General features: G+C 65.6%; 19 protein-coding genes. 5 read left to right on the top strand and 14 right to left on the bottom strand.

The window, feature by feature from the left end; all coding sequences use genetic code 11:
* Positions 1-59: 59 nt before the first annotated feature.
* Positions 60-1,475 (top strand): hypothetical protein, encoded by a 1,416-nt coding sequence (locus ACRQ5Q_RS14080; protein WP_439398404.1) that lies wholly within the window; start codon positions 60-62, stop codon positions 1,473-1,475.
* A gap of 184 nt (positions 1,476-1,659) precedes the next feature.
* On the opposite strand, the gene ACRQ5Q_RS14075 is transcribed toward ACRQ5Q_RS14080, so the two are convergent.
* Complete coding sequence (locus ACRQ5Q_RS14075; RefSeq protein ID WP_439369315.1) at positions 1,660-2,019, bottom strand: hypothetical protein; 360 nt, start codon at positions 2,017-2,019, stop codon at positions 1,660-1,662.
* Positions 2,020-2,559: 540 nt separating this feature from the next.
* Here ACRQ5Q_RS14075 and ACRQ5Q_RS14070 point away from each other — a divergent pair.
* Positions 2,560-4,248 carry a Na/Pi cotransporter family protein gene (locus ACRQ5Q_RS14070; RefSeq protein WP_439398402.1) on the top strand — a complete coding sequence of 563 codons (1,689 nt, stop codon included), beginning with the start codon at positions 2,560-2,562 and terminating at the stop codon, positions 4,246-4,248.
* 43 nt (positions 4,249-4,291) lie between these two features.
* Here ACRQ5Q_RS14070 and ACRQ5Q_RS14065 read toward each other — a convergent pair whose 3' ends face one another.
* Positions 4,292-4,732 carry an RbsD/FucU family protein gene (locus tag ACRQ5Q_RS14065; protein WP_439398400.1) on the bottom strand — a complete coding sequence of 147 codons (441 nt, stop codon included), beginning with the start codon at positions 4,730-4,732 and terminating at the stop codon, positions 4,292-4,294.
* Between the two features lie 185 nt (positions 4,733-4,917).
* Between ACRQ5Q_RS14065 and ACRQ5Q_RS14060 the strand changes: the two genes are divergently transcribed.
* Positions 4,918-6,699, top strand: a complete 1,782-nt coding sequence (locus tag ACRQ5Q_RS14060) for a caspase family protein (protein WP_439398398.1) — start codon at positions 4,918-4,920, stop codon at positions 6,697-6,699.
* Between the two features lie 240 nt (positions 6,700-6,939).
* On the opposite strand, the gene ACRQ5Q_RS14055 is transcribed toward ACRQ5Q_RS14060, so the two are convergent.
* From ACRQ5Q_RS14055 to thiD, 4 genes are all read right to left on the bottom strand, one after another.
* Positions 6,940-7,923, bottom strand: a complete 984-nt coding sequence (locus tag ACRQ5Q_RS14055) for a threonine/serine dehydratase (protein WP_183240052.1) — start codon at positions 7,921-7,923, stop codon at positions 6,940-6,942.
* A gap of 63 nt (positions 7,924-7,986) precedes the next feature.
* Positions 7,987-9,045 carry a glycosyltransferase family 4 protein gene (locus ACRQ5Q_RS14050; protein ID WP_439369320.1) on the bottom strand — a complete coding sequence of 353 codons (1,059 nt, stop codon included), beginning with the start codon at positions 9,043-9,045 and terminating at the stop codon, positions 7,987-7,989.
* 13 nt (positions 9,046-9,058) lie between these two features.
* The gene (locus ACRQ5Q_RS14045) at positions 9,059-9,871 is read right to left on the bottom strand and encodes a UDP-2,3-diacylglucosamine diphosphatase (RefSeq protein WP_439398397.1); all 813 of its coding nucleotides are present in this window, start codon (positions 9,869-9,871) and stop codon (positions 9,059-9,061) included.
* Between the two features lie 221 nt (positions 9,872-10,092).
* On the bottom strand, positions 10,093-10,893 hold the full coding sequence (thiD, locus tag ACRQ5Q_RS14040) for a bifunctional hydroxymethylpyrimidine kinase/phosphomethylpyrimidine kinase (protein ID WP_439398395.1): 801 nt from the start codon (positions 10,891-10,893) through the stop codon (positions 10,093-10,095).
* Positions 10,894-11,096: 203 nt separating this feature from the next.
* Here thiD and ACRQ5Q_RS14035 point away from each other — a divergent pair, with 203 nt between their 5' ends.
* A complete protein-coding gene (locus ACRQ5Q_RS14035; protein ID WP_018642903.1) occupies positions 11,097-11,342 on the top strand; it encodes an Lrp/AsnC ligand binding domain-containing protein in 246 nt (81 codons plus the stop codon).
* Positions 11,343-11,446: 104 nt separating this feature from the next.
* Here ACRQ5Q_RS14035 and ACRQ5Q_RS14030 read toward each other — a convergent pair whose 3' ends face one another.
* Positions 11,447-12,370 carry a c-type cytochrome gene (locus tag ACRQ5Q_RS14030; RefSeq protein ID WP_439369325.1) on the bottom strand — a complete coding sequence of 308 codons (924 nt, stop codon included), beginning with the start codon at positions 12,368-12,370 and terminating at the stop codon, positions 11,447-11,449.
* A 152-nt stretch (positions 12,371-12,522) separates the two neighbouring features.
* On the opposite strand from ACRQ5Q_RS14030, the gene ACRQ5Q_RS14025 reads away from it, so the two are divergent.
* The gene (locus ACRQ5Q_RS14025) at positions 12,523-12,942 is read left to right on the top strand and encodes a CHRD domain-containing protein (RefSeq protein WP_439369327.1); all 420 of its coding nucleotides are present in this window, start codon (positions 12,523-12,525) and stop codon (positions 12,940-12,942) included.
* Positions 12,943-13,028: 86 nt separating this feature from the next.
* On the opposite strand, the gene ACRQ5Q_RS14020 is transcribed toward ACRQ5Q_RS14025, so the two are convergent.
* The 7 genes from ACRQ5Q_RS14020 to ACRQ5Q_RS13990 form a co-directional block, all read right to left on the bottom strand.
* Positions 13,029-14,312: a cystathionine gamma-synthase family protein gene (locus ACRQ5Q_RS14020; RefSeq protein WP_439398393.1), complete on the bottom strand. Its 1,284-nt coding sequence runs from the start codon at positions 14,310-14,312 to the stop codon at positions 13,029-13,031.
* Positions 14,313-14,544: 232 nt separating this feature from the next.
* Complete coding sequence (locus ACRQ5Q_RS14015) at positions 14,545-14,994, bottom strand: cytochrome c (protein ID WP_439369330.1); 450 nt, start codon at positions 14,992-14,994, stop codon at positions 14,545-14,547.
* Between the two features lie 126 nt (positions 14,995-15,120).
* Positions 15,121-17,430: a xanthine dehydrogenase family protein molybdopterin-binding subunit gene (locus ACRQ5Q_RS14010; protein ID WP_439398391.1), complete on the bottom strand. Its 2,310-nt coding sequence runs from the start codon at positions 17,428-17,430 to the stop codon at positions 15,121-15,123.
* Positions 17,431-17,645: 215 nt separating this feature from the next.
* Positions 17,646-17,921 carry a DUF1127 domain-containing protein gene (locus ACRQ5Q_RS14005; RefSeq protein ID WP_439398389.1) on the bottom strand — a complete coding sequence of 92 codons (276 nt, stop codon included), beginning with the start codon at positions 17,919-17,921 and terminating at the stop codon, positions 17,646-17,648.
* Positions 17,922-18,184: 263 nt separating this feature from the next.
* Positions 18,185-19,711: a murein biosynthesis integral membrane protein MurJ gene (gene murJ / locus ACRQ5Q_RS14000; protein ID WP_439398387.1), complete on the bottom strand. Its 1,527-nt coding sequence runs from the start codon at positions 19,709-19,711 to the stop codon at positions 18,185-18,187.
* 196 nt (positions 19,712-19,907) lie between these two features.
* A complete protein-coding gene (locus ACRQ5Q_RS13995; RefSeq protein ID WP_439398385.1) occupies positions 19,908-21,083 on the bottom strand; it encodes a DegT/DnrJ/EryC1/StrS family aminotransferase in 1,176 nt (391 codons plus the stop codon).
* A 9-nt stretch (positions 21,084-21,092) separates the two neighbouring features.
* On the bottom strand, positions 21,093-22,097 hold the full coding sequence (locus ACRQ5Q_RS13990) for a Gfo/Idh/MocA family oxidoreductase (protein WP_439369335.1): 1,005 nt from the start codon (positions 22,095-22,097) through the stop codon (positions 21,093-21,095).
* Positions 22,098-22,199: the final 102 nt, after the last annotated feature.

Below are 22,199 nucleotides of genomic sequence, written 5' to 3'. Positions count from 1 at the left end.
CGGTCGATATCGTGGTGATCGTTAGTGTAACGCGCACTGATTTGCGCGACGAGATTGTCATGGCCAACGAAGCATTCGCCCTTTCGCCCATGTCTGCCCGTGCGGCCGAGCCGAACGAGCAGGACTACGACGCGATCCGCGAAGCCTTCATGGAGACCGCGCGCGGCCGCTGGTTCCTCGGCGAATACGCCAAGCGCAACCGCAATGCGGACACCCGCATGGTGCTGGATGCGGTCGCGAAAATCGAAGAAACCCTTGCGGCACAGCGACAACCCGTCGTCGAGGACCGCCTGCCCGAGGCGCTGGTCGAGATCCGCCGCGCCATCCGCGAGGCCGAGACGATCGCGCTCGCAGCATTCGATCCCGCTACGCTCGAGGCGAGCCTTTCGCCGATCCCGCGCGGCGTGCGCATCATCAAGGAGATCTCCTGGCGCTGGCGCGAGATCGGCGCCGACGGTCGAATCTGCGACCTCATTGATTCGCAGCTTGCCTCGATCGAGGCCGCCTACGGACAGACTTCGACCATCGATCCCCGCGTCGAGCTCAAGGCCGCATTCGATCTGCTCAGGGAACGGATCGAGCAGACCGAGGGCGGCGCATCGCCACAGGCAGAGCGTTCCTCGCCGGCTCCGCCGCAGGAGGCGCCGTCGTCCGTAGCAGAGGCGCCGCCCATTGAGGTCGCGCCTGAAGCGACGGCAAGCGACGCTCCCGTGGCTTTTACGGAGACGCCGCAGGACGTCGCAGCAACTCCCGAGCCCGAAGCGGCGGTAGAGGAAACCGGCAGCGCGGAAGCATTCGCAATGGCCGAGCAGGCCATGGATGCGACCGTCGCGCCGGGGATCGCAGCCGACAGCGAGATCGCGCCCGGCAATGCCGCACTCGAAAACGCCGCGGAAAGCGTCGCTCTTGAAGAGCCGGTCGCAGCGACCACCGCGGTCGCGGAGGTCACCGACGCGTTCCCGCTCGACGCCGCCGCGGAGGCCGAGGACGAAGCCATCCTCGAGGCCATCGCGCTGGAGATGGCCGCACCCGATCCGGAGTTCGACGAGATCATCGAGCCGCCCGAGATGGCCGCAGCAAGTCCGGATCCGATGGCTGCGGAGGCCGTGGCGCCAATTGCCGCCGAGATTCCGGAGCCGGTCGCACCTGAGCCGGCCGTCGCAGCCGTCGCGGAACAGCCCGCAGCCGACGCGCCGATCGCGATGGATTCGCTCGCGCGCCTCACCGACGCCATCGCGGAAGCCGCGGCCGAAGTGATGGAGCAGCAGGCCCTGGCGATAGCAGCCACCGCATCACTCGCCGCGGCACCGAGCGCAGCGCTGCCGATGCCCACGCCCTTGTCCTCGTCCGAGCCCTCGCTCGGCGCCACCATCCTCGCCAGCGGCATCCTGCAAAAACCCCGCGCGCCCGCCAACGACCCCCTCGCCCCGATCCGCCGCATGACCCAGGCCGAGAAGATCGCGTTCTTCTCGTAAGGAACGCGCGCTCTCAACGTCGTCATTGCGAGCGCAGCGAAGCAATCCAGAATCCCTCCGCGGAAAGACTCTCGATTGCTTCGCTGCGCTCGCAATGAGGCCTATCAATTCCCGCGACAACGGCTCCGCCGTTGCGCGGGGCGACAGTGATGGATGAGTACTCACGACGACGGAGATCAGTCGCTCACCCGCAATTCCACACCGCCCCGATCGGCGTGCGCGTCCAGCACGGGCCAAAACTGCCGCCGTTGTAGCGGCCGCCGCCGAAGCCGGGGCGGCCGAAATAGTGCCACTCGCCGTCCCAGCGGTAATACTGAGGCACCGGGTCGATGTACCAGTGGCGTCGTTCACTGCGCGCGAGGCGGCGCATGGCATCCTTCTGCTTGTAGAGCGGAATGCTGTTGCTCAGCGGCTGGCGATAGCCCGGCAGGAAGCCGTAGCCCTTCCAGACCGGCTTGGGACGCTTTTGAGCGGGCTCAGCGGATGCGACGGCCGGCAGCAGCGACAGGATGACAGCAACGGATAGACACACAAGGCGAGACATGGAGCGACCATAGACAGGCGGATGCGAGAAGGCACTCAAATTCGAGTGAGAGGCGTTTCGCCACCTCGATCAATATCCCGCACACGCAGCCATGCCGACTGTCGCGGAATCGTTACGCGTTGGCTTGCGGCGATCGGGCCGCTGGCCCGATCTGATGACGTCTCCTGGCTGATCGCAGGGGTATGGCATATGGCGTGCACGGTGCTGCGGCATCGGCGGGGTGGGGGTGTCTCCGCGTTGGGATTGTTGAATTGTGGAAGGCGTCTCTGGGTGGCGAGAGCCCTCACCCGCCGCGCTCCGCGAGCGCGTCGGCCTCTCCCGCAGGCGGGAGAGGCCGTCGGCCTCTCCCGCAGGCGGGAGAGGCCGGGCAAGCCCGCGGGGAATCTTCGTGAAACCCATATGCGATAGCCCTGCGGCTGATCGCGCCCATCCGAAACCCGGGGAGCCCGACCATCGTGCAACAATTGATCCGACCTATCAGCACTCCGTTGCTGTACTGTCTGCTTCGCCATTCGTGGTGCCCTGTCGGAAGGAGCACACATGTCCACGGCGATCTCGACGCTCGGCGGGGTAGGTCTCTTCCTGCTCGGCATGACCGTGATGACGGAGGGGCTGAAGACGCTGGCCGGCTCTGCGCTACGCACGGTGCTCGGCATGGCTGCCTCGACGCCGCTGCTCGGCTCGTTTTGGGGGGCTGTGGTCACGCTGCTGGTGCAGTCCTCCAGCGCAACGACCATGACGACGATCGGTCTCGTCAGCGCCGGCCTCTTGACCTTCCAGCAAGGGTTGAGCCTCGTCTTCGGCGCGAATATCGGCACCACCGGGACCGGCTGGCTGGTCGCGCTGATCGGCGTCCGCGTCTCGCTCACGGCAGCGGCGCTGCCGATGATCTTCGTCGGCGCGCTGACCAAGCTTCTCGGCAGGGGACGGATCTCCGGGGTCGGCGCCGCGCTCGCTGGCTTCGGCCTTGTGCTGTTCGGCTTGACGACCCTGCAGCAGGGCATGGGCGGGCTGGCTGAACGATTGCACCCGGCGGACCTGCCCGCGGTCCTCGGCAGTCCCGGGGTGTCATGGTGGTTGGGCCTCTTCGGCGTGCTGGCACTGATCGTGATCGGATTGGTGATGACCGCGCTGATGCAATCGTCGACGGCCGCGATCGCGGTGACCCTGTCCGCCTATTTCGCGGGCGCGATCGGGTTGGACCAGGCCTGCGCCCTGATCATCGGCCAGAACATCGGAACAGCGACGAGTTCCGCCCTGGCCGCGATCGGCGCCAGCCCGACCGCGAAGCGGCTGGCCATCGCCTACGTTCTTTTCAAGCTGATTGCCGCACTCATCGCGTTGGTGGCTTTTCCCATAGTAACGCCCATGCTGCTGCGCGCCGCTGACACGATCGACGGCGTCACGCTGTTGGCCGGCTACCACACGGCCTTCAACGTCGTCGGCGTCGCGGTCCTGCTGCCCCTGATCAAGCCGTTCACGCGACTGGTCGAACGGATTCTGCCCGAGCGCGGCTCGCCGCTGACGCGATGTCTCGATCCTTCGGCGCTTGAGACCCCGGTCGTGGCGGTGGAAGCGGTACGGCGCACGATCGCGCGCGTGCTCTTGACGGTGTGCAGTTCGGTCGAGGCGAAACTGGCCGGCCGCGCTGGATCGATACGCCTGGGGAAGGACGCTGTATCCGTAGAGGAGGCGGCCGATGCCGTGCGCCAGGCACAAATATTCCTGTCTGATGTGGCTGGACCGCCTGAGACCGACGACGAGCAACAGCGTCTGACGAGCACGCTGCACGCCCTCGACCACGCGTCCCGGCTGACGGACCTCGCAAGTGGAGGAAACAATTTCGCTTCGGTGGCAGGCGGGCCGGAGGACATCCGCGCCGGAGAGCTATGTGCCGAAGTCATGCGAAGCGCGGCTGCGATTGCGCGCGGCATGGCGGCGCCGCCCCGCGCCGACGGATCGCTGCACTCCGTACCCGCCTCGCGTGCCGGCGACGCCATGGCCGGTCCGCGCGCCGCCCCGCCCGACGAGGCAATCGCCGAGCTCGAGCGTTGTACGACACAGCTCGCCGAAATGCTGCGCACCCATCGCAGTGCGACGCTCGGTGCGGTGGCCAATGGAACCCTGACCGCCGACGCCGCCCTGCTTCGTGTCGAGGCGGTGCGAAACCTCGAAGCCCTGTCGCAGCACGCCTGGCGCTCGGCGGCTCATCTGGTGGGGCGGGGCTAGCGCGGAGATATGTCGCGAGGAGCGTTCGCCCACTCATCGCGATTCAGATCACGCCCTTCCTGATCAGGAAGCAACCATAGCCCCTGCTGTCGCCGACCTGCACGACGCCGAACCCCGCGGCCGCCGCGCGATAGAAATCCGGACGCGAGAGCTTGCCGGGAGTGACAGTTCGGCCAGCAGCGCGCGCGATCTCCGCGAGCACCGCGCGCTGCACGTCGGGCACGCGATCGGGATCGTCGACCGGCATCATCACGCGCACCGGATCCGGATCGAAATCGTCGAGCGGGTAGACCGACATGATCGCGCGGATGGCAACCTCCATGCTCATGCCCGGCAACTGGATCAGGCGCTGTGACGTCGTGGTCTGCGCGATGCGGGTCGCGGGATGATTGGCGTCGACGAAAACGAGGTCGTCGCCGTGGCCCATCGAGGCGAGCAGCCAGAGCAGGTCGGGCGTGAGGATCGGATCGATCGATTTCAGCATGTGACGGCACTTTCCCAGCGCATGTTCTTCGCCGGCGAACCGGCCATTCACACCATAGCAGGTTCCGAGCGTGATTCAGATCACGCAGCCACCATGGTGACAGGGATCACGGACCCCGAACTCGAACGCGGCCAGTCTGCCTCGCAACTAATCTTGCATCGAGATCAGTGCGAAAGGAGCACGCCATGTTCCGCCTAAGACCTTTCCTGATGACGGCTAGCCTCGTGGGAAGCCTGTTCGGCTTCGCCTGCGGCCCTGTTTCCGCGCAAGTCGCCCCGGCCCAGCCCGCCCCCACGGCCCTGCAAGGGCCGGAGCGGCGCGTCGCGCTGGTGATCGGCAATTCGAACTACCAGAACGCGCCGCAGCTCGCCAATCCCGACAATGACGCCGAGTCGATGGCGCAGTTCCTGAACTCCGCCGGCTTCGAGGTGGTCTCCGCGACCGACCTCGGCCAGAACGACATGCTCCGGGTCGTCCAGGACTTCTCCGCCAAAGTGTCCGCGCGCGGTCCGAACACGGTGGCGATGGTCTATTACGCCGGTCACGGCGTGCAGCTCGCCGGCGAGAACTATCTCGTTCCGGTCGACGCGAAGGTCTCGAGCCCGACCGAGCTCGTCAACAACTCCGTGCGCCTCGTCGACGTGATGTCGACGCTGGAGACGATCCCGAGCCGCATGCGCATCGTCATCCTCGATGCCTGCCGCAACAACCCGTTCCCGAACGTGAATGATGCCGGCCGCGGCCTCGCCATCGTCGATGCGCCGAACGGCTCGATCGTCGGCTACTCGACCGCGCCGGGCGCCGAAGCGCTCGACGGCACGGGCGGCCACAGCCCCTACACGCAGGCCTTTCTGAACGTCGCACGCGAGCCCAACGTTCCGATCGAGCAGCTGTTCAAGCGCGTCCGCCTTCAGGTGAACCAGAGCACCAGCGGCGCGCAGATCCCGTGGGAGAGCTCCTCGCTCACGAGCGATTTCACCTTCTTCGGTGACACCGCTGTTGCCGCCAACCGTGCGCCGGTGAATGCGCCCGTGGTGCAGATGGCCTCCAATTTGCCGAGCCGCTCGACCCGTCAGGCCTACGACTACGTCGTGTCCGAGGGCCGGCCGGAGTACTATCAGGAGTTCATCCGGATGTATCCGCACGACCCGCTGTGCGACCACATCCGCTGGCTGCTCAATAACCTCCTGATCTCGCAAGCCTGGCACAAGGCGGTGTTGGCGAACTCGCCGCTCGGCTACAAGAGCTTCTATGACAGCTACGGCAACAGCCCCTATGCGCAGGTCGCGCTGAAGCTCGAGGCGCAGCCGAAGCAGATCCCGCTGATGCAGCCGACCAAGTTCCTGGCGCCGCAGAACATTGCTCCCGTCTTCAAGATGGGCAATCTCGGCCTGCCCAAATACATGCCGCTGCAGCAGGGCAATGGTGGCGCACAGGTCAATGGCAACCTGCCGGTCGTGCAGAAGCCGATCGAAGGCAATGTCATCGGCAAGCTCGGCAATGGCGGCCAGGTCGGGAGCCTGCCGGCCGGCAACAACCAGCCGAACGGCACGCCGTCGCAGATCCCGGGCAAGATCGTCACCCTGCCTGCGCCGACCAACACTGGCGGGACCGGCAAGATCGTGACGCTGCCGGCGACCAACACCAAGCCGAACGGCGGCAACGCCAACGGCAACCCGCGCAAGATCGTGGGCATGCCGGTGAATGTCGGCAAGGGCGGCACGACTGTCGACGCGAAGCCCGTCCAGACGCAGAACAGCCCGATCCGCGTCAACAACGGCAACACCGGTATCGTGAAGCTCAACAACAATTCGGTGAACAACGTGCAGGTCAAGAACCAGGACAACCGTCCGCAGCTCAACGCGACCAATGGCACGGTCGGCAACGGCGGCAACAGGTTCCGCCAATCGATGAACCAGGCCCCGAGCATGGGCGGCGGCAACAACCACCGAGGCTTCATGCATTGATCGCGGCAAGCGAAACGACAAGGGGCAGAGCGGAAACCCTCTGACCCGTCTTCGTTTCGGGGAATGGACATGGGCCTGTGCGCACGCCTCGTCCTTCGAGACGACCGCTTCGCGGTCTGCTCAGGATGAGGCTAATGAGTATCGGAGCCGGTTGAAACTGCCGCCACACACGCCGTCCTCATCCTGAGGAGCCCGCCGAAGCGGGCGTCTCGAAGGATGGGCCACACAGATAAACTGCTCTCAGGCCACCAGCTCCGCGAACAGGTCGGCATCCACATTGCCGCCCGACAGCACGATGACGACATTCTTGCCGGCCACATCAAGGCGGCCCGCGAGCAGTGCGGCAAGGCCCACCGCCCCGCCCGGCTCGACCACCAGCTTCAGCTCACGATAGGCGAATGCCACGGCTGCGCCGACTTCCTTGTCCGACGCCGTGACGCCGCGCGCGAGCAGCTTGCTGTTGATCGCAAAGGTCATCTCGCCCGGCATCAGGGCCATCAGCGCATCGCAGATGGTGCGGCCGGCCGGCGGATGCGGCTCGCGATGACCGGCGGTCAGCGAGATGCCGTGATCGTCGAATGCCTCGGGCTCGGCCACCACGATCTCCGCTTGCGGATAGCGCGCCTTCACGGCCGTCGCAACGCCCGCGATCAGGCCGCCACCAGAGGCCGGCGCCACCACGATGTCGGGGCTGAGGCCGAGCGTTGCCATGTCTTCCGCAATCTCGCGGCCGGCGGTGCCCTGCCCCGCGATCACAAAGGGATCGTCATAGGGTTTGACCAGCGTCGCGCCGCGCTTCTCGGCGATGCCGCGCGAGATCGCCTCGCGGTCGTCCTTGTCCCGATCGTAAAGCACGACCTCGGCGCCGTAGGATTTGGTGCGCTCGCGCTTCGACAGCGGCGCGTCCGCCGGCATCACGATGGTCGCCTGCATGTCGAGGATTTTTGCCGCGGCCGCCACACCCTGGGCGTGGTTGCCGGAGGAGAACGCGACGACGCCGCCGGCGCGCTTGTCCTGCGGGATCGAGAACACCTTGTTGAAGGCGCCGCGGAACTTGAAGGAGCCGGTGCGCTGGAGCATTTCCGGCTTCAAAAACACCTTGGCGCCGACGCGCTCGTTGAGCACGGGAAAGGACAACAGCGGGGTGCGGATGGCATAGGGCGCGATCACGCGCGCTGCGGCATCGATGTCGGCGGGGCCGACCGGAAGGAGCTGTTCGGTCATGGCCAACTGTATCGCGGCCATCGAGCCCGCGGCAAGACACCTCCGCGCGAGGGTTCTGGGTTCTCAAGCCACGAAGCGCGGCTGTTCCGCGCCGTTCCGGCCGGGTAGCACCGCCCCGACCGCCAGGATGCTGCTGATGAAGACCCGGGCCGAGGCCTCCCAGGTGTAGTGGGCGGCGAATTCGACGCAGTCCTGCCGGGACACCCCGAGCGCGGCGAAGCAGGCATTGCGCAGATCGTGATCGAGCGCGCCGACCGGCGCATCGCCGATGACATCGCGGGGGCCCTTCACCGGGAAGGCCGCGACCGGCAGGCCGCTGGCCAGCGCCTCCAGCAGGACCAGGCCGAACGTGTCGGTCTTGCTGGGGAACACGAACACGTCGGCTGCCGCATAGATATCGGCCAGTTCCTCGCCGTGCTTCTCACCGAGGAAGATCGCATCGGGATAGGCCTCTTCGAGCGCCGTGCGCGCCGGGCCGTCGCCGACGATCACCTTGGTGCCGGGCAGATCGAGGTCGAGGAACGCCTCGAGATTCTTCTCCACCGCGACGCGGCCGACCGACAGGAACACCGGACCCGGCAGACAGAGATCGACGGCGCGCGGATGGAACAGGCCGGTGTCGACGCCGCGCGGCCACAGCACGACATTGTCGAAGCCGCGCTCGCCGAGCTCACGCGCGAGCGCCGGCGTTGCCGCCATCACGGCGCTACTGGGCGCATGAAAACGGCGCAGCGCCCGCCAGATCAGCGAGCCCGGGACCGGCACGCGGGCGCGGACATATTCGGGAAAACGGGTGTGGAAGCTGGTCGTGAACGGCAGCTTGCGCTGCCGGCAGTAGCGGCGGACCATCAGGCCGATCGGCCCTTCGGTCGCGATGTGGATGCTGTCGGGCCGCGCCTCCTCGATCAGTCGCGCGATCCGCGCCGGACGCGGCATCGCGAGGCGCACGTCGCGATAGCTCGGCATTGCGAAGGTGCGGAACGATTGCGGCGTCAGGAACGTGAACTCGACGCCAAGACCTTGAAAGCCAAGCCCCTTGGCGCCATCAGCGAGCTTGGCCAGCGTCCGAACCACACCGTTGACTTGCGGGTGCCAGGCGTCGGTCGCGACCAGGATGCGCATCAAGTGGCCCTTGCTATGCAGCTCTTGCCGCGACCTGCGGGACCTGCGCCGGCTTCTGCAACTGGTCCGCCCAGGTGATGATTTCGAAATGGCCGTCGTCATGCTCGACCAGGGCGGTGCAGCTCTCGACCCAGTCGCCGCAGTTCATGTAGCGGATGCCGGCCTCGTCGCGGATCACGGCGTAGTGGATGTGGCCGCAGATCACGCCGTCCGCCTCGTGCCGCCGCGCTTCGGCGGCGAGCGCCTGCTCGAACGCGCCGATATAGTTGACGGCGTTCTTGACCTTCTGCTTGGCCCATTGCGACAGCGACCAATAGGGCACGCCGAACATGCGACGGAAGAAGTTGACGAAGCGATTCATCTGGATCGCGAAGTCGTAGGCCTTGTCGCCGAGATGGGCGAGCCAGCGCGCGTTCTGCACCACGAGGTCGAAGATGTCGCCGTGGATGACGAGATAGCGCTTGCCGTCCACGCCGGTGTGGACGGTGTTCTCGACCACGTCGATGCCGCCGAAATGCGTGCCGTAATAGTTGCGCAGGAACTCGTCGTGGTTGCCGGGGATGTAGATGACCTTGGCGCCTTTGCGCGCCTTGCGCAAAAGCTTCTGGACGAGGTCGTTATGCGATTGCGGCCAGTGCCAGCTCGATTTCAGCGCCCAGCCGTCGACGATGTCGCCGACGAGATAGATCGTGTCGGCATCATGGTAGCGCAGGAAGTCGAGCAGAAGGTCGGCCTGAGAACCGCGGGCTCCGAGATGAACGTCGGAGATGAACAACGTGCGAAAGCGCCGCTCCGGGCTCTCGTCACTGACATCGTAACTTCCCATGCGCCAGCCTGTAACAATGTCCCGTGACAGGGGGATGACCGATTGAACCCTTGAGGCACCTTCAAAATACGAATCACGCCTGCCTCGCCCTCCCCCGCGAATATCAGTCGCATGCGACAACCAGGCGACATGGCGCCGCCGGCGGTGCCCGCAAAACCACGGAACCGCATTGCCTTATTGGTTAACTGGAGAAGCAAATTGCGCCGCGCGAACGCGCACCGTCAGTAAAACTTGTGAAAATGATGGATCGGTCCGTGGCCATGGCCGACGCTGAAGCGGTCGGCGGCAGCGATCGCGGCGCTGATCCAGGTCTTGGCGGTGCGCACGGCAAGCTCCGGATCCTCGCCCTTGGCCAGCCCCGCCGCGATCGCCGCTGACAGCGAGCAGCCGGTGCCGTGGGTGTTCCTGGTGACCACGCGGGGCGCGGCAAGCGTGGTCGTGCTCTCGGACGTGACGAGATAGTCGATGCTCTCGGCGCCCTCGCCGTGCCCGCCCTTGATCAGGACCGCACGGCAGCCGAGCGCCAGCAGCCGGCGGCCCTGGGCTTCGATCTCGGCCTCGCTCGCCGCAATGTGCTCACCGAGAAGGGCCGCGGCCTCAGGCAGGTTCGGCGTGATCATCGAGGCCAGTGGTATCAGTCTCGTGTGCAAGGCATCGACGGCTTCGGACGCCAGCAGGCGATCGCCCGAGGTCGCCACCATCACGGGATCGAGCACGATGTGGCGCGGCTGCCAGCGCGACAGCGCCGCCGCGATCGCATCGATGCTGTCGGCCTGGCCGACCATGCCGATCTTCACCGCGCCGATGTCGAGATCGGAGAACACCGCATCGATCTGTGCGGTGACGAACTCGGCCGGCACGGCGTGAATGCCGCTGACGCCGCGCGTGTTCTGCGCCGTCACCGCCGCGATCACGGAGGCACCGTAGACGCCGAGCGAAGCAAAGGTCTTCAGATCGGCCTGGATGCCGGCGCCGCCGCTGGAATCCGAGCCGGCGATGGTGAGCGCAACGGGCGTCGTCATCGCCGGATACGTTCGTTTGAGGAGGACATCGCCATGCCTTGTCCTAGCGCGCTCCCGACGTGCCAGCAAGCCGGGCCGGCGAATCAGGCGGAGAGCCCCCGCTTCCGTCCTGGAAGCGGCTCCGGCCGGGGCCGGCAAGTTCGCTTGCCAAGCCACCCCGGTTTTGGCCTATTAGCGCCAGATGCGCTTTCGGAGTGACTGCAATGGTTCCTTTTTTCGTCCAGATCAAATGCAAGCTCGGCCAGTCCTATACGGTCGCCAATGCGCTCGCCGAAGCCGAGATCGCCTCCGAGATCTACTCGACCGCCGGCCAATACGATCTGCTGGTGAAGTTCTACGTCGACAAGGACACCGACATCGGCCACTTCGTCAACGAGAAGGTGCAGGTGCTGCCGGGCATCCAGGACACCCTCACCATCATCACCTTCAAGGCGTTCGGCACGGGCTAGAGCATGATCCGGAAGAGTGCGGAGCGGTTTTCCGAAAAGATCATGCTCCAACAACAACCTAAAGCGCGATGACGATTCATCTCATCGCGCTTTAGAGCTCGCTGCTAGCCGCCCTCCTTCTTCTTGGGCGGTGTCGGACCCTGCACCGGTGGCAGCGACTTCAGATAAGCCGCCATTGCGGCGCGATCTTCCGCCGTCAGCTGCGCCAGGTTCTTGATCACCGGCCGCATCGCACCCGAGGCGCTGTCGCCCTCGGGCATGTCGCCGGTCTCGAGGAAATCGGCGATGTCCTTCTCGCTCCAGCTGCCGATGCCCTGCTGGGTGATGTTCGGCACCCAGCCCTCCCCGTCCGGATTGGGGCCGCCGGCGAAGCGCTGCGCCGTGACGATGCCGCCGAGCAGATTGCGCGGGCTGTGGCATTCGGCGCAATGGCCGAAGCCGGTCACGAGATAGGCACCGCGATTCCATTGCGGAGGGCGCGCAGCGTCCGCGACGAACGGCCCGGTGTCCATGAACAGCAGTTTCCAGATGCCGACATTGCGGCGGATGTTGAACGGAAACGGCAGCGCGTGGTCGCGCACTCTGCCCGTTACCGGCGGCAGCGTCTTCAGATAGGCGAAGAGGTCGCGGACGTCATCTATTCTTGCCAGATGATAGGACGTGTACGGAAATGCCGGGAAGTAGTGCGTGCCCTCGGGCGAGATGCCGCGCATCACGGCGTTGACGAAATCAGCCTCGCTCCATCGGCCGATCCCGTCGGTCGGATCGGGGGAAATATTGGGGACGTAGAACGTCCCGAAAGGCGAGCCGAGCGCCAGCCCGCCGCCGAGTCGCAGGCGATCGGGCTGGTTGGGCACCGCATGACATGACGAGCAGCCGCCGGCATTGAAAAGCTCCTGCCCGTTGGCGAGATCGGGCTTTCGTGTCGGTGCCGGAACGGCCAGCGCGGCCGGGGCGGACAACCACCAATAGAGGCCGGACGCCGCGACGGCGGCGATCAGGGCGGCAAGTAGTGCTCGTCGCAGCATTCAATCATTCCATCGTCAGCGCGAACTTAAGGGTCATGCCGGGCCCGATCCAGCCACGAATATTTTAGGTGGTCCGGCTGCAATGCGGGAATAAACTGAATGACGTACTGTTTGGAGATTGACAGCAATCAGGCGTCAACAGGGAGAGACTCATGACCAAAGCCCTTTTTGCCACACTGGCACTCGGAGCTGCCGTTGCCTTCGCCGCCCCGGCCAGCGCGGAGAAACTGAAGGCGACGCTGGACGGCAAATCCGAAGTGCCCGCCACCACCAGCAGCGCCACCGGAACGGCCGAGCTCGACTATGACGCCGCCAGCAAGAAGCTGTCGTGGACGGTCAGCTATTCCGGGCTGTCCGGTCCTGCCACCGCCGCTCACTTCCACGGCCCGGCCGAGGCCGGCAAGAACGCCGGCGTCGCGGTCCCGATCGCGAATGCGGGCTCGAGCCCGGTCAAGGGTGAAGCGACGCTCACCGAAGCGCAGGCCGCCGACCTGCTCGGCGGCAAGTACTACATCAACATCCACACCGCGGCGAACCCGGGCGGCGAGATCCGCGGTCAGGTGACGAAGTAAGCGAAAACGCGCCTTCGTCGCGGAAAGGCCGGACGCAAGGAGGGAGCGTCCGGCCTTTTCGATTCCGGCGAGGACCTGCCTTGCGCTCAAGCCGCGTTCAGCGCCTGCGCGAGGTCCGCGATCAGATCCGACGGGTTCTCGATCCCGATCGACAGCCGGATGGTGGAATCGAGCACGCCGATCTTTTGGCGGATGTCGGCGGGAACGCCGGAATGGGTCATGGTCGCGGGCAGGCTCGCGAGCGACTCGGTGCCGCCGAGGCTCACCGCCAGCTTGAGGATCTGCAGCGCATTGAGGAATTTCACGGCCGCCTCCTTGCCGCCGACGATGTCGAACGAGAAGGTCGATCCCGCGCCCAGGCATTGTCTCGCGAACACCCGCCCCGAGGGCGAGGCCTGCTCGTGATGACCGAGATAATGAACCCTGGCGACCTTGGGGTGGTCGCGCAGATAGCTCGCGACCAGGCGCGCATTCGCATCGGCCTTTTCCATGCGCAGGCTCAGCGTCTCCAATGAGCGGTTGATCATCCAGCACGAATGCGGATCGAGCTGGGTGCCGATGGCGCCGCGCAGCGCCTTGATGCCCTTCATGATCGCCTTGGATCCGAGTGCGGCGCCCGCGATCAGGTCGGAGTGGCCGCCGACATACTTCGTCAGCGAATACAGCGACAGGTCCGCGCCGTGCTCGATCGGCCGCTGAAACACCGGGCCGAGCAGCGTGTTGTCGCAGGCGATGATCGGCGTGTGTCCCTGGGCCTTGCCGACGGAATCGGCGATGCGGCGGATCATCGCGACGTCGACGAGGCCGTTGGTCGGATTGGCCGGGGTCTCGATCAGGATCATCGAAACCCGCCCCCTCCCCGTCGCCTCCTCCGCGGCCTGCCTGACGGAGGCCTCATCGATGCCGTCGGCAAAGCCGACCGCGCCGATCGACAGGCGCGCCAGCGTGTTCGTCAGCAGCGTTTCCGTGCCGCCATAGAGCGGCTGGGAGTGCAGGATGACGTCGCCGGGCCGAACGAAGGCGAGGATCGTGGTCGCGATCGCCGCCATGCCCGAGGAGAACAGCGCACAGCTCTCGGTGCGCTCGTAGACCGCGAGCCTGTCCTCGACGATCTCGCTGTTGGGGTGGTTGAAGCGCGAATAGACGAGGCCCGCGCCCATGCCTTCTGGCGGCTCACGCCGGCCGGCGACGTAATCGAAGAAGTCCTGGCCGTCTTCGGCGGTCTTGAACACGAAGGTCGAGGTCAGGAACACCGGCGGCTTGATGGCGCCTTCCGACAATTGCGGATCATAGCCATAGGTCAGCATCAGGGTTTCCGGATGCAGCATATGGTTGCCGATATGGGTCTTCGACGGGAACGGTTTTGCCATGGCTGCCTCGCTGTTCTGATGCTCGCCGCGCGTTGGAACTCCTGACGTCATGAAGCAGTCGGGAGCGAGATGCGTCGACTCGTGTCAGCGCACGGCCGTTGGCACAAAGATAGCTGCTCACAGAGCGATCCGTCAGGCCTTGCGCACAGAATTTCTGCCGCGCTGCGACTCCCGGCCATGCAAAAAGGCGGCTGCTTTCGCAACCGCCCTTTCTGAAGTCCTCATCGCTCTATTATTTCAACTTCAAGCGATAGGTTTCGTGACAATCGTTGCAGCGATCGTTGATTGCGGTGTAGGCAGCCTTCAGGCTCGCGACATCGTGGATCTTGCCCTTGACGTCGGCGATCGCCTTCTGCACCGGCGGGATCTTCGAATCGAAATCGGCCTTGTTTTGCCAGACCTTCGGCGAAGCGCCATAGGTCGCGTTGACGACATCCTGCTTTGGATTGACCTCGAAGGTCTTGGCGATCTTGGCGACGTCCGCCTCCAGATTGGCAATCGCCTCGTCGACGGCCTTCTGGTTGTAGGGAATGTCGCCCTTGGTCATCTTCTGAATGACCGAGTACAGGCTCTTTGCCTGCGAGCGCATCAGATTGTCCTGCTGGACGGCAATCTCCTGTTGCGCCATTACGGCGCCCGCGCCCAACAGGAGGGCGCCCGCGACAATCATCGTCCGTTTCATTGGTCCGTTTCTCCGGCTCTCGAGACGTTCAGGAAATGAGACTGCACCGGCTTCACGGGAAGCCGGTACCCCATCATGGCTAGAACCCCGCGCGGCGCGTTTATTCCCGGCGCGCGAAGCTCGGGTTTAGAGGCTGTGGCGGCGATGGTGCTCGCTGATGGCGATCCACACCCGCTCCGGCGTTGCCGGCATGTCGATGTGGTCGATCTTGTATTCGCGCCAGAGGGCGTCGACGATGGCGTTCACGACGGCCGGGCAGGAGCCGATCGCGCCGGCCTCGCCCGCCCCCTTCACCCCCAGCGGATTGGTCTTGCAGGGGATGTTGTGGGTCTCGAACACGAAGGCGGGACCATCAGCCGCCCGCGGCAGCGCGTAGTCCATGTAGGTGGCGGTGATGAGCTGGCCGTCGGTCGCCCCATAGACCACCTGCTCCATCAGCGCCTGGCCGATGCCCTGCATGGCGCCGCCATGGACCTGGCCCGCCAGCAGCAGCGGATTGAGCGTCTTGCCGAAATCGTCGACGATCACGTAGTTGACGATCTTGATGATCCCGGTGGCCGGATCGATCTCGACCTCCGCCAGATGCGTGCCGTTCGGATAGGTGCCGTCGGCGCTGGCGAAGGTCGCGCTGCCGTTGAGCTTCGACGGATCGACGCCGGGCCGCTTGGCGAGATCGGCGAAGGAGATCGAGCGGTCGGTGCCGGCGATGCGGATGATGCCATCCGTGATCTCGAGATCGCCGACGCTGGCTTCCAGCGCCTGCGCCGCGATCTCTTTCAGCCTCGAGCCGAGCTCGCGCGTGGCACGCTCGACGCTGACGCCGCCCGAGGGAATCGAGGCCGAGCCGCCGGTGCCGAGGCCCGTCGCGATCTCGTCGGTGTCGCCCTGGCGGACGTGGACGCGCTCCGGCGCGAGGCCGAACTGCTCGGCGACGATCTGTGCATAGGCGGTCTGGTGGCCCTGCCCGCTCGACTGTGTGCCGATCAGGACGGTGACGTCGCCGTTGGGATCGAGGCGGACATTGGCCGTCTCCTCACCCATGACGCCGCAAATCTCGACATAGCTTGCCAGGCCGATGCCGCGGATCAGGCCGCCCTTCTTGGCCGCCTTGGCGCGCTTGGGAAATTCCTTCCACTCCGCGATCTCCATCGCGCGTTTCAAATGCGCGGCGAAGTCGCCGGAATCGTAGACCTTGCCGGTCGCGGTCTTGTAAGGCAGCGCCTTCGGCGGAATGAAATTCTTGCGGCGGATGGCGTCCGGCGTCATGTCGAGTTTTCGCGCGCAGGCATCCACGAGGCGCTCGATGACATAGGCCGCCTCGGGCCGGCCAGCGCCACGATAGGCATCGACCGGCACACTGTGGGTGAAGATGGTGCGCACCCGGCAGTGGAAGGCCTGGATGTCGTAGAGGCCCGGCAGCATGCCGGCGCCGCCATGCGGGATGTAGGGCCCGAAGGTCGACAGATAGGCGCCCATGTCGCCCATGAGGTCGCAGTCCATCGCGAGGAACTTGCCGTCCTCGGCCAGCGCCATCTTCGCGGTGGTGACGTTGTCGCGGCCCTGCGCATCGCCCATGAAATGCTCGGAGCGGTCGGCCGCCCATTTCACCGCCTTCTTCAGCTTGCGCGCCGCGACCGCCATCAAGGCGTATTCCCGGTACGGAAACAGCTTCGTGCCGAAGCCGCCGCCGACGTCGGGGCAGATCACCCGCATCTTGTCGGTGGGAATGTTGAGCACGTTCTGGCACAGGATGTCGCGCAGGCGGTGGCTGCCCTGGCTGCCGACCGTCAGCGTCAGATGGTCGCGCTTGGCGTCGTATTCGCAGACCGCCGCGCGCGTCTCCATGAAGCTCGCGACCACGCGCGGATTGACGATGGAGATTTCGGCCACCGCATGCGCCCTGGCGAAGGCGGCTTCCGTCGCCGCCTTGTCGCCGATCGAGACATCGAACAGCACGTTGCCGGGCTTGTCCGGCCAGACTTGCGGCGCGCCCTTCTTCACGGCGTTGACGACGCCGGTCACCGCCGGCAGCGGCGACCATTTGACCTCGATCGCCTCGATCGCGTCGCGGGCCTGATCGATGGTCTCGGCAACGACGAAGGCGATGGAATCACCGACCTGACGCACTTCGTCCTTGGCGAGGATCGGATACGGTGGGCCGGTGAACGGATCGGTCTCGAGATTGAACAGGCAGGGCAGATTGCCGAGATCCATGACGTCGTCCGCGGTCAGGATCAGCGCGACGCCGGGCAAGGTCCGGGCGCGGCTCGCATCGATGGTGTATTTGGCATGCGCGTGCGGCGAGCGCAGCACCAGGCAGCGGAGCGCGGCCTGCGGCGCGTAATCGTCGGTATAGCGGCCCTTGCCGCGGATGAGCGCGTCATCCTCCTTGCGCAGCACGCTTTGGCCAACGCCGAACTTGATGGGAGCCGCCATTGTCTTGACCCGTCCTATGGTTGTTTTGCCGGCATATTGCCGTGGAAAAACTGGCAAGGCAAACGGGTTTGGGCGGGCACATGGGCGCAGGCGGTGAAAGCGCCGCGCCCGCCCATGGCGCCAAGATTGCGCCGCGAAACACGACCTCATCCTGATGAGCCCGCCAAAAGCGGGCGTCTCGAAGGATCGGCCGCGACGCCGCGCGCCTTAAAAAGTTACATCCCACTGCGCCTCCATAGATCCGTCGTCCGATCTCGCAGCCTTTCGATAGCTCGTTCGGGCGCGATGCAGTCGATCTCGCCACGCGTCAGGCCGATATCCATCAGCTCCCTGTCACTCAGGTGGTGCAGGGTGACACGCGGCCGCTGCCGCCAGCCCTGAAACGCGCGCCAGTATCGCCCGAGCAGGCTCGAGGCGATGGAAAAGTCGAAGCGAAGCCGCGCAGAGTCGACCTCCGGCTCGCTCGTGGTGTTCGTCAATTGTGGTGGCATCGGATGCTCCTGCTGTTGTGCCGGCAGGGAGCGTGGCCAATGAAAAGGCCCCGTCCGATGCCGGCGGGGCCTGGTGGAAAAGGTGTCGTCGTCGAAATCCTAGCGCGCGACTCCTTCCACGGCCCAGCCGAAGCGGGTCATGTCCCAGAGATTGACGTTGCGTACGGATTTGATCATGAGCCATCAGTAGCACGGCAATCGTACAAAATCAAGAGATGTGCAGAGGCCCGCTGCAGCCTTGAGGCGAGTACGCGCTCCGGCGGCTAGCCGCGCACAAGCGACACGAGCCAGCTGCGGCCGAACAGGACGAGGATCGCAAGCGCGTAGACGATCGTGCCGCCGACGCCGAGCAGGGCCAGCATCACTTCGTCCCGGAAGTGCATCGAGCCCAACGCAGAACCACTGAAGCGCGCAATCAGCCAGAACGCTGCGGCGAGGATCAATCCGGTCAGCAGGAATTTGGCGAGCGACATCAGCCAGGCGCGGTCGAGCACGAGGAAGCCGCGCCGCACGGCGAAGAAAAGCACCAGCAACAGATTGGTCCAGACGCCGACGGCGGTTGCCAGCGCGAGGCCGATCTGAGCCAGCGATCCCATCAAGGCGACCTTCAGCGCGACGTTGACGGCAATGCCTGTCAGCGACGCCCGCACCGGCGTCGCCGTATCCTTGCGGGCATAGAAGGTCGCAACTGCGCTGCGGATCAGCACGAAGGGGATGAGCCCGATGGCGTAGGCTGCGAGCGTGCTGCCTGCGGCAACGGCATCGGCCTTGGAGAACGCGCCGCGAGCGAACAGCGCGCGCATGATCGCATCGGGCACGGTGAGGAAGGCCGCGACGAACGGCACCGAGAACAGCAGCGTGAAGTCGAAGGCGCGGCGCTGCGCCTTCATCGCGCCGTCATGGTCGTTGGCGGTGATGCGCCGCGACATTTCCGGCAGCAGCACCGTGCCGATGGCGATGCCGATCACGCCGATCGGAAGCTGGTTGAGCCGATCGGCATAATAGAGTGCCGACAGCGCGCCGGCCGGCAGGAAGGTCGCGATGATGGTATCGGCAAACAGCGCGACCTGCGTGCCCATCGAGCCCAGCGTCGCAGGTCCCAGCGCCTTGAAGAAAGCACGGACGTCTTCGTCGAGCTTGGGCGGCGCAAAGCGCGGCAGGCCGCCATGGCGGGCGAGATCGCCGGCGAGCAGGAAATATTGCATGAAGCCGGAAATCAGCACGCCCCAGGCTGCGGCATGGCCCGCGGTGGGAAACCAGACGGCAACCGCCAACGTCATCATCATCGCGACGTTGAGAAAGATCGAGGCGGCGGCGGCGCTGGCAAAGCGCTGCATCACGTTGAGCATGCCGCCATAGAGCGTCACGAGCGTGATCAGCAGCAGATAGGGAAAGGTGATCCGGGTCAGCTCGATCGCGAGCTTGCGCTGCTCGGCATCCTCGGAAAAGCCCGGCGCCAGAATGCTCATGGCCTGCGGCATGAACAGCCAGGCGACGATCAGCAGCAGCACCTGCGAGGCCAGCAGCAGCGTGAAGATGCGGTCGGCGAACAGGTGTGCGGCCGCCTCCCCCTTCTCGCCATGGACATGCGCATAGGCCGGCACCCAGGCGGCGTTGAAGGCGCCCTCTGCAAAGATCGCGCGAAAATGATTGGGCAGCCGCAGCGCCACGAAAAAGGCGTCGGCCACCGGGCCCGCGCCGAGGATCGCCGCGAGCATGATGTCGCGGGCAAATCCCGTGAGCCGCGAGAGCAGCGTGTAACCACCGACCGTGAAGATGCGTCCGAGCATGCGTCTGTTCTAGAGCATGTCAGGAATAGGTCTAGGTGCAAACCGGGGCGGAAGTCAGCTCCCTCCCCCGCTTGCGGGGGGAGGGTCGGGAGAGGGTGTCTCGATAGCGAAGACTCCCCAAGAGGAGGAAACCCTCACCCGCGCCTTCGGCGCGACCTCTCCCGCAAGCGGGAGAGGTGAAGAAGCCGCAGCGAACTCAGCCCGCGAGCGCGCCGCGGACGGCGGCGATGATTCGCTCCTGGTCGGCTTCCGTCAGGTAGGCGTGCATGGGCAGGCTGATCACGTCCTGCGACAGGCTCTCGCAACCCGGCAGGCCGCCTTCGGCGACCGGATACTGCTTGTAGGCGGTCTGCTGGTGCATCGACTTGCCGTAATAGATCGCGGTCGGCACGCCCTGGGCCTTCAGCGCGGCGGCAAAGCCGTCGCGGTCGGTGCCCTCAGGAAGACGGATCGTGTACTGCGCCCAGACCGAAGTGTTGCCAGGGGCGAGGCGCGGCACGTTGACGACATTCGACAAGCCTCGCGCGTAACGTTCGGCAACCCTGTTGCGGGCGGCGATCTCGTCGTCAAAAATCTTCAGCTTCTCGATCAGGACCGCGGCCTGCATGGTGTCGAGCCGGCCGGTGAGGCCGAGACGGACGTTGTCGTATTTGTCGACGCCCTGCCCGTGCACGCGGATGCTGCGCAGCGTCGCGGCGAGCTCGTCGTCATCTGTGAAGATCGCGCCGCCGTCGCCGAAGCAGCCGAGCGGCTTGGCCGGGAAGAAGCTGGTCGCCGTGGCGTGCGCCAGCGTGCCTAGCTTGCGGCCCTTGTAGCTCGCGCCAAAGCCTTGCGCGGCGTCGTCGAGCACGAACAGGCCCTCGGCCCTCGCGATCTCGGCAATGGCGTCGTGATCGGCGGGCTGGCCGAACAGGTCGACCGGAATAACCGCGACCGGCTTCAGGCCGGCATTGCGGGCGGTCGCTATGCCGCGCTTGAGCGACTCCGGGCTCATGTTGAAGGTGGCTTCGTCGACGTCGACATAAACAGGCGTCGCACCGGTCCGCGCCACCGGCGAGGCGGTCGCGATGAAGGTGAAGGACGGACACAGCACGGCATCGCCGGGCCCGACATTCTTCGCCATCATCACCATCAGGATCGCGTCGGTGCCGCTGGCGCAGCCGATCACGTGCTTGGCGCCTGAGTAGGCCGCGAGCTGCTTCTCGAGCTCGAAAACCTCGGGCCCGTTGACGAACTGGCAATGGTCCATCACGCGCTTGACGGCCGCATCGAGCGAGGCGCCTAGCCGGCGGCGCTGCGAGGCGACGTCGATGAAAGGGATGGGTTCGGAACGTAAGTGCTGGTTCATGACGCCTTCTTGAGTAGTCGACATGGAAAGGGATCAGCCGGCGACGAGGCGCGGCTCCTTGCGGGCGGGCGCCGTCGCGGCGGGACGCGAGGGCGTCTCCAGGCACTGCGTCGCGATCTCGAGGCTGGCAACGCCCTCATCGCCCGTGACCGCCGGCGTCTCGCCGTTGCGCACCGCTTTGAGGAACGCGATCAGCTCGGCGCGGAGCGGCTCGTCATGTCCGACTGGCAGATGCCGCATCGAATAGCTGCCGTCCGGCTTGAAGCCGAAGCATTCGGTGACCTGGCGCGTCAGCAGATCGCCCATCACATATTTGCCGCGGGTCGCGACCGTGACGCTGCGCGCCTTGAACGGCGTCAGCCAGTTGGTGTTGATGTGGGCGAGCACGCCATTGGCGGTGCGGAACTGCAGGAGTGCGATGTCCTCGCGCTCGGCGACCGCGCTCGACAATTGCGGCTGCACCTCGACGATGTCGGATTCGGTGAACCAGCGGATCAGGTCGATGTCGTGCACGGCAAGGTCGATGACGACGCCGACGTTGGACATGCGCGGCGGGAACGGACCGACGCGCGTGATCGCGATGGAGAGAATGTCTTCGCCCGCGATCGCCTGCTTGACGGCGGCGACCGCCGGATTGAAGCGCTCGACATGGCCGACCATCAGCGTCACGCCGGCCTTTTGCGCGGCGGCGACGATCTCACGCCCCTCTTCCACCGTGGACGCGATCGGCTTCTCGACCAAGACATGGATGTTCTTGGCGATGCAGGCGAGCGCGACCTCGTGATGCAGGTGCGTGGGTGCCGCGATGGTGACGGCATCGACCCCGGCGGCGAAGAGCTGGTCGAGCGTCTCGAAGCTCGCGCAATCGGCGAGTTCCGTCGCGCGCGTGCGATGGGCTGGCGACGGATCGACCACGCCAACGAGGCTGACGCCGGGCAGGCCGCTGAGCACGCGCGCATGGTTGCTGCCCATGACGCCCGCGCCAATCACGCCGACGCGCAAGCCGGCCTTTGCCGGTGCAGACACTTTGGAACTCATCTGAGCAAACCCCGATTCAACGCAAATCCCCACGCCGCTTCTAGCACGGGCGCCATATTTGTGGCGAATGCCGGCCTGACGGTCCGGACACGATTTGATTCA

The sequence above is a fragment of the Bradyrhizobium sp. PMVTL-01 genome (assembly GCF_051861855.1).
In the GTDB taxonomy this organism is placed as follows: Bacteria; Pseudomonadota; Alphaproteobacteria; order Rhizobiales; family Xanthobacteraceae; genus Bradyrhizobium.
Note: the sequence above shows the minus strand (reverse complement) of the source record. Positions and strands in the feature narration are given on the sequence as shown.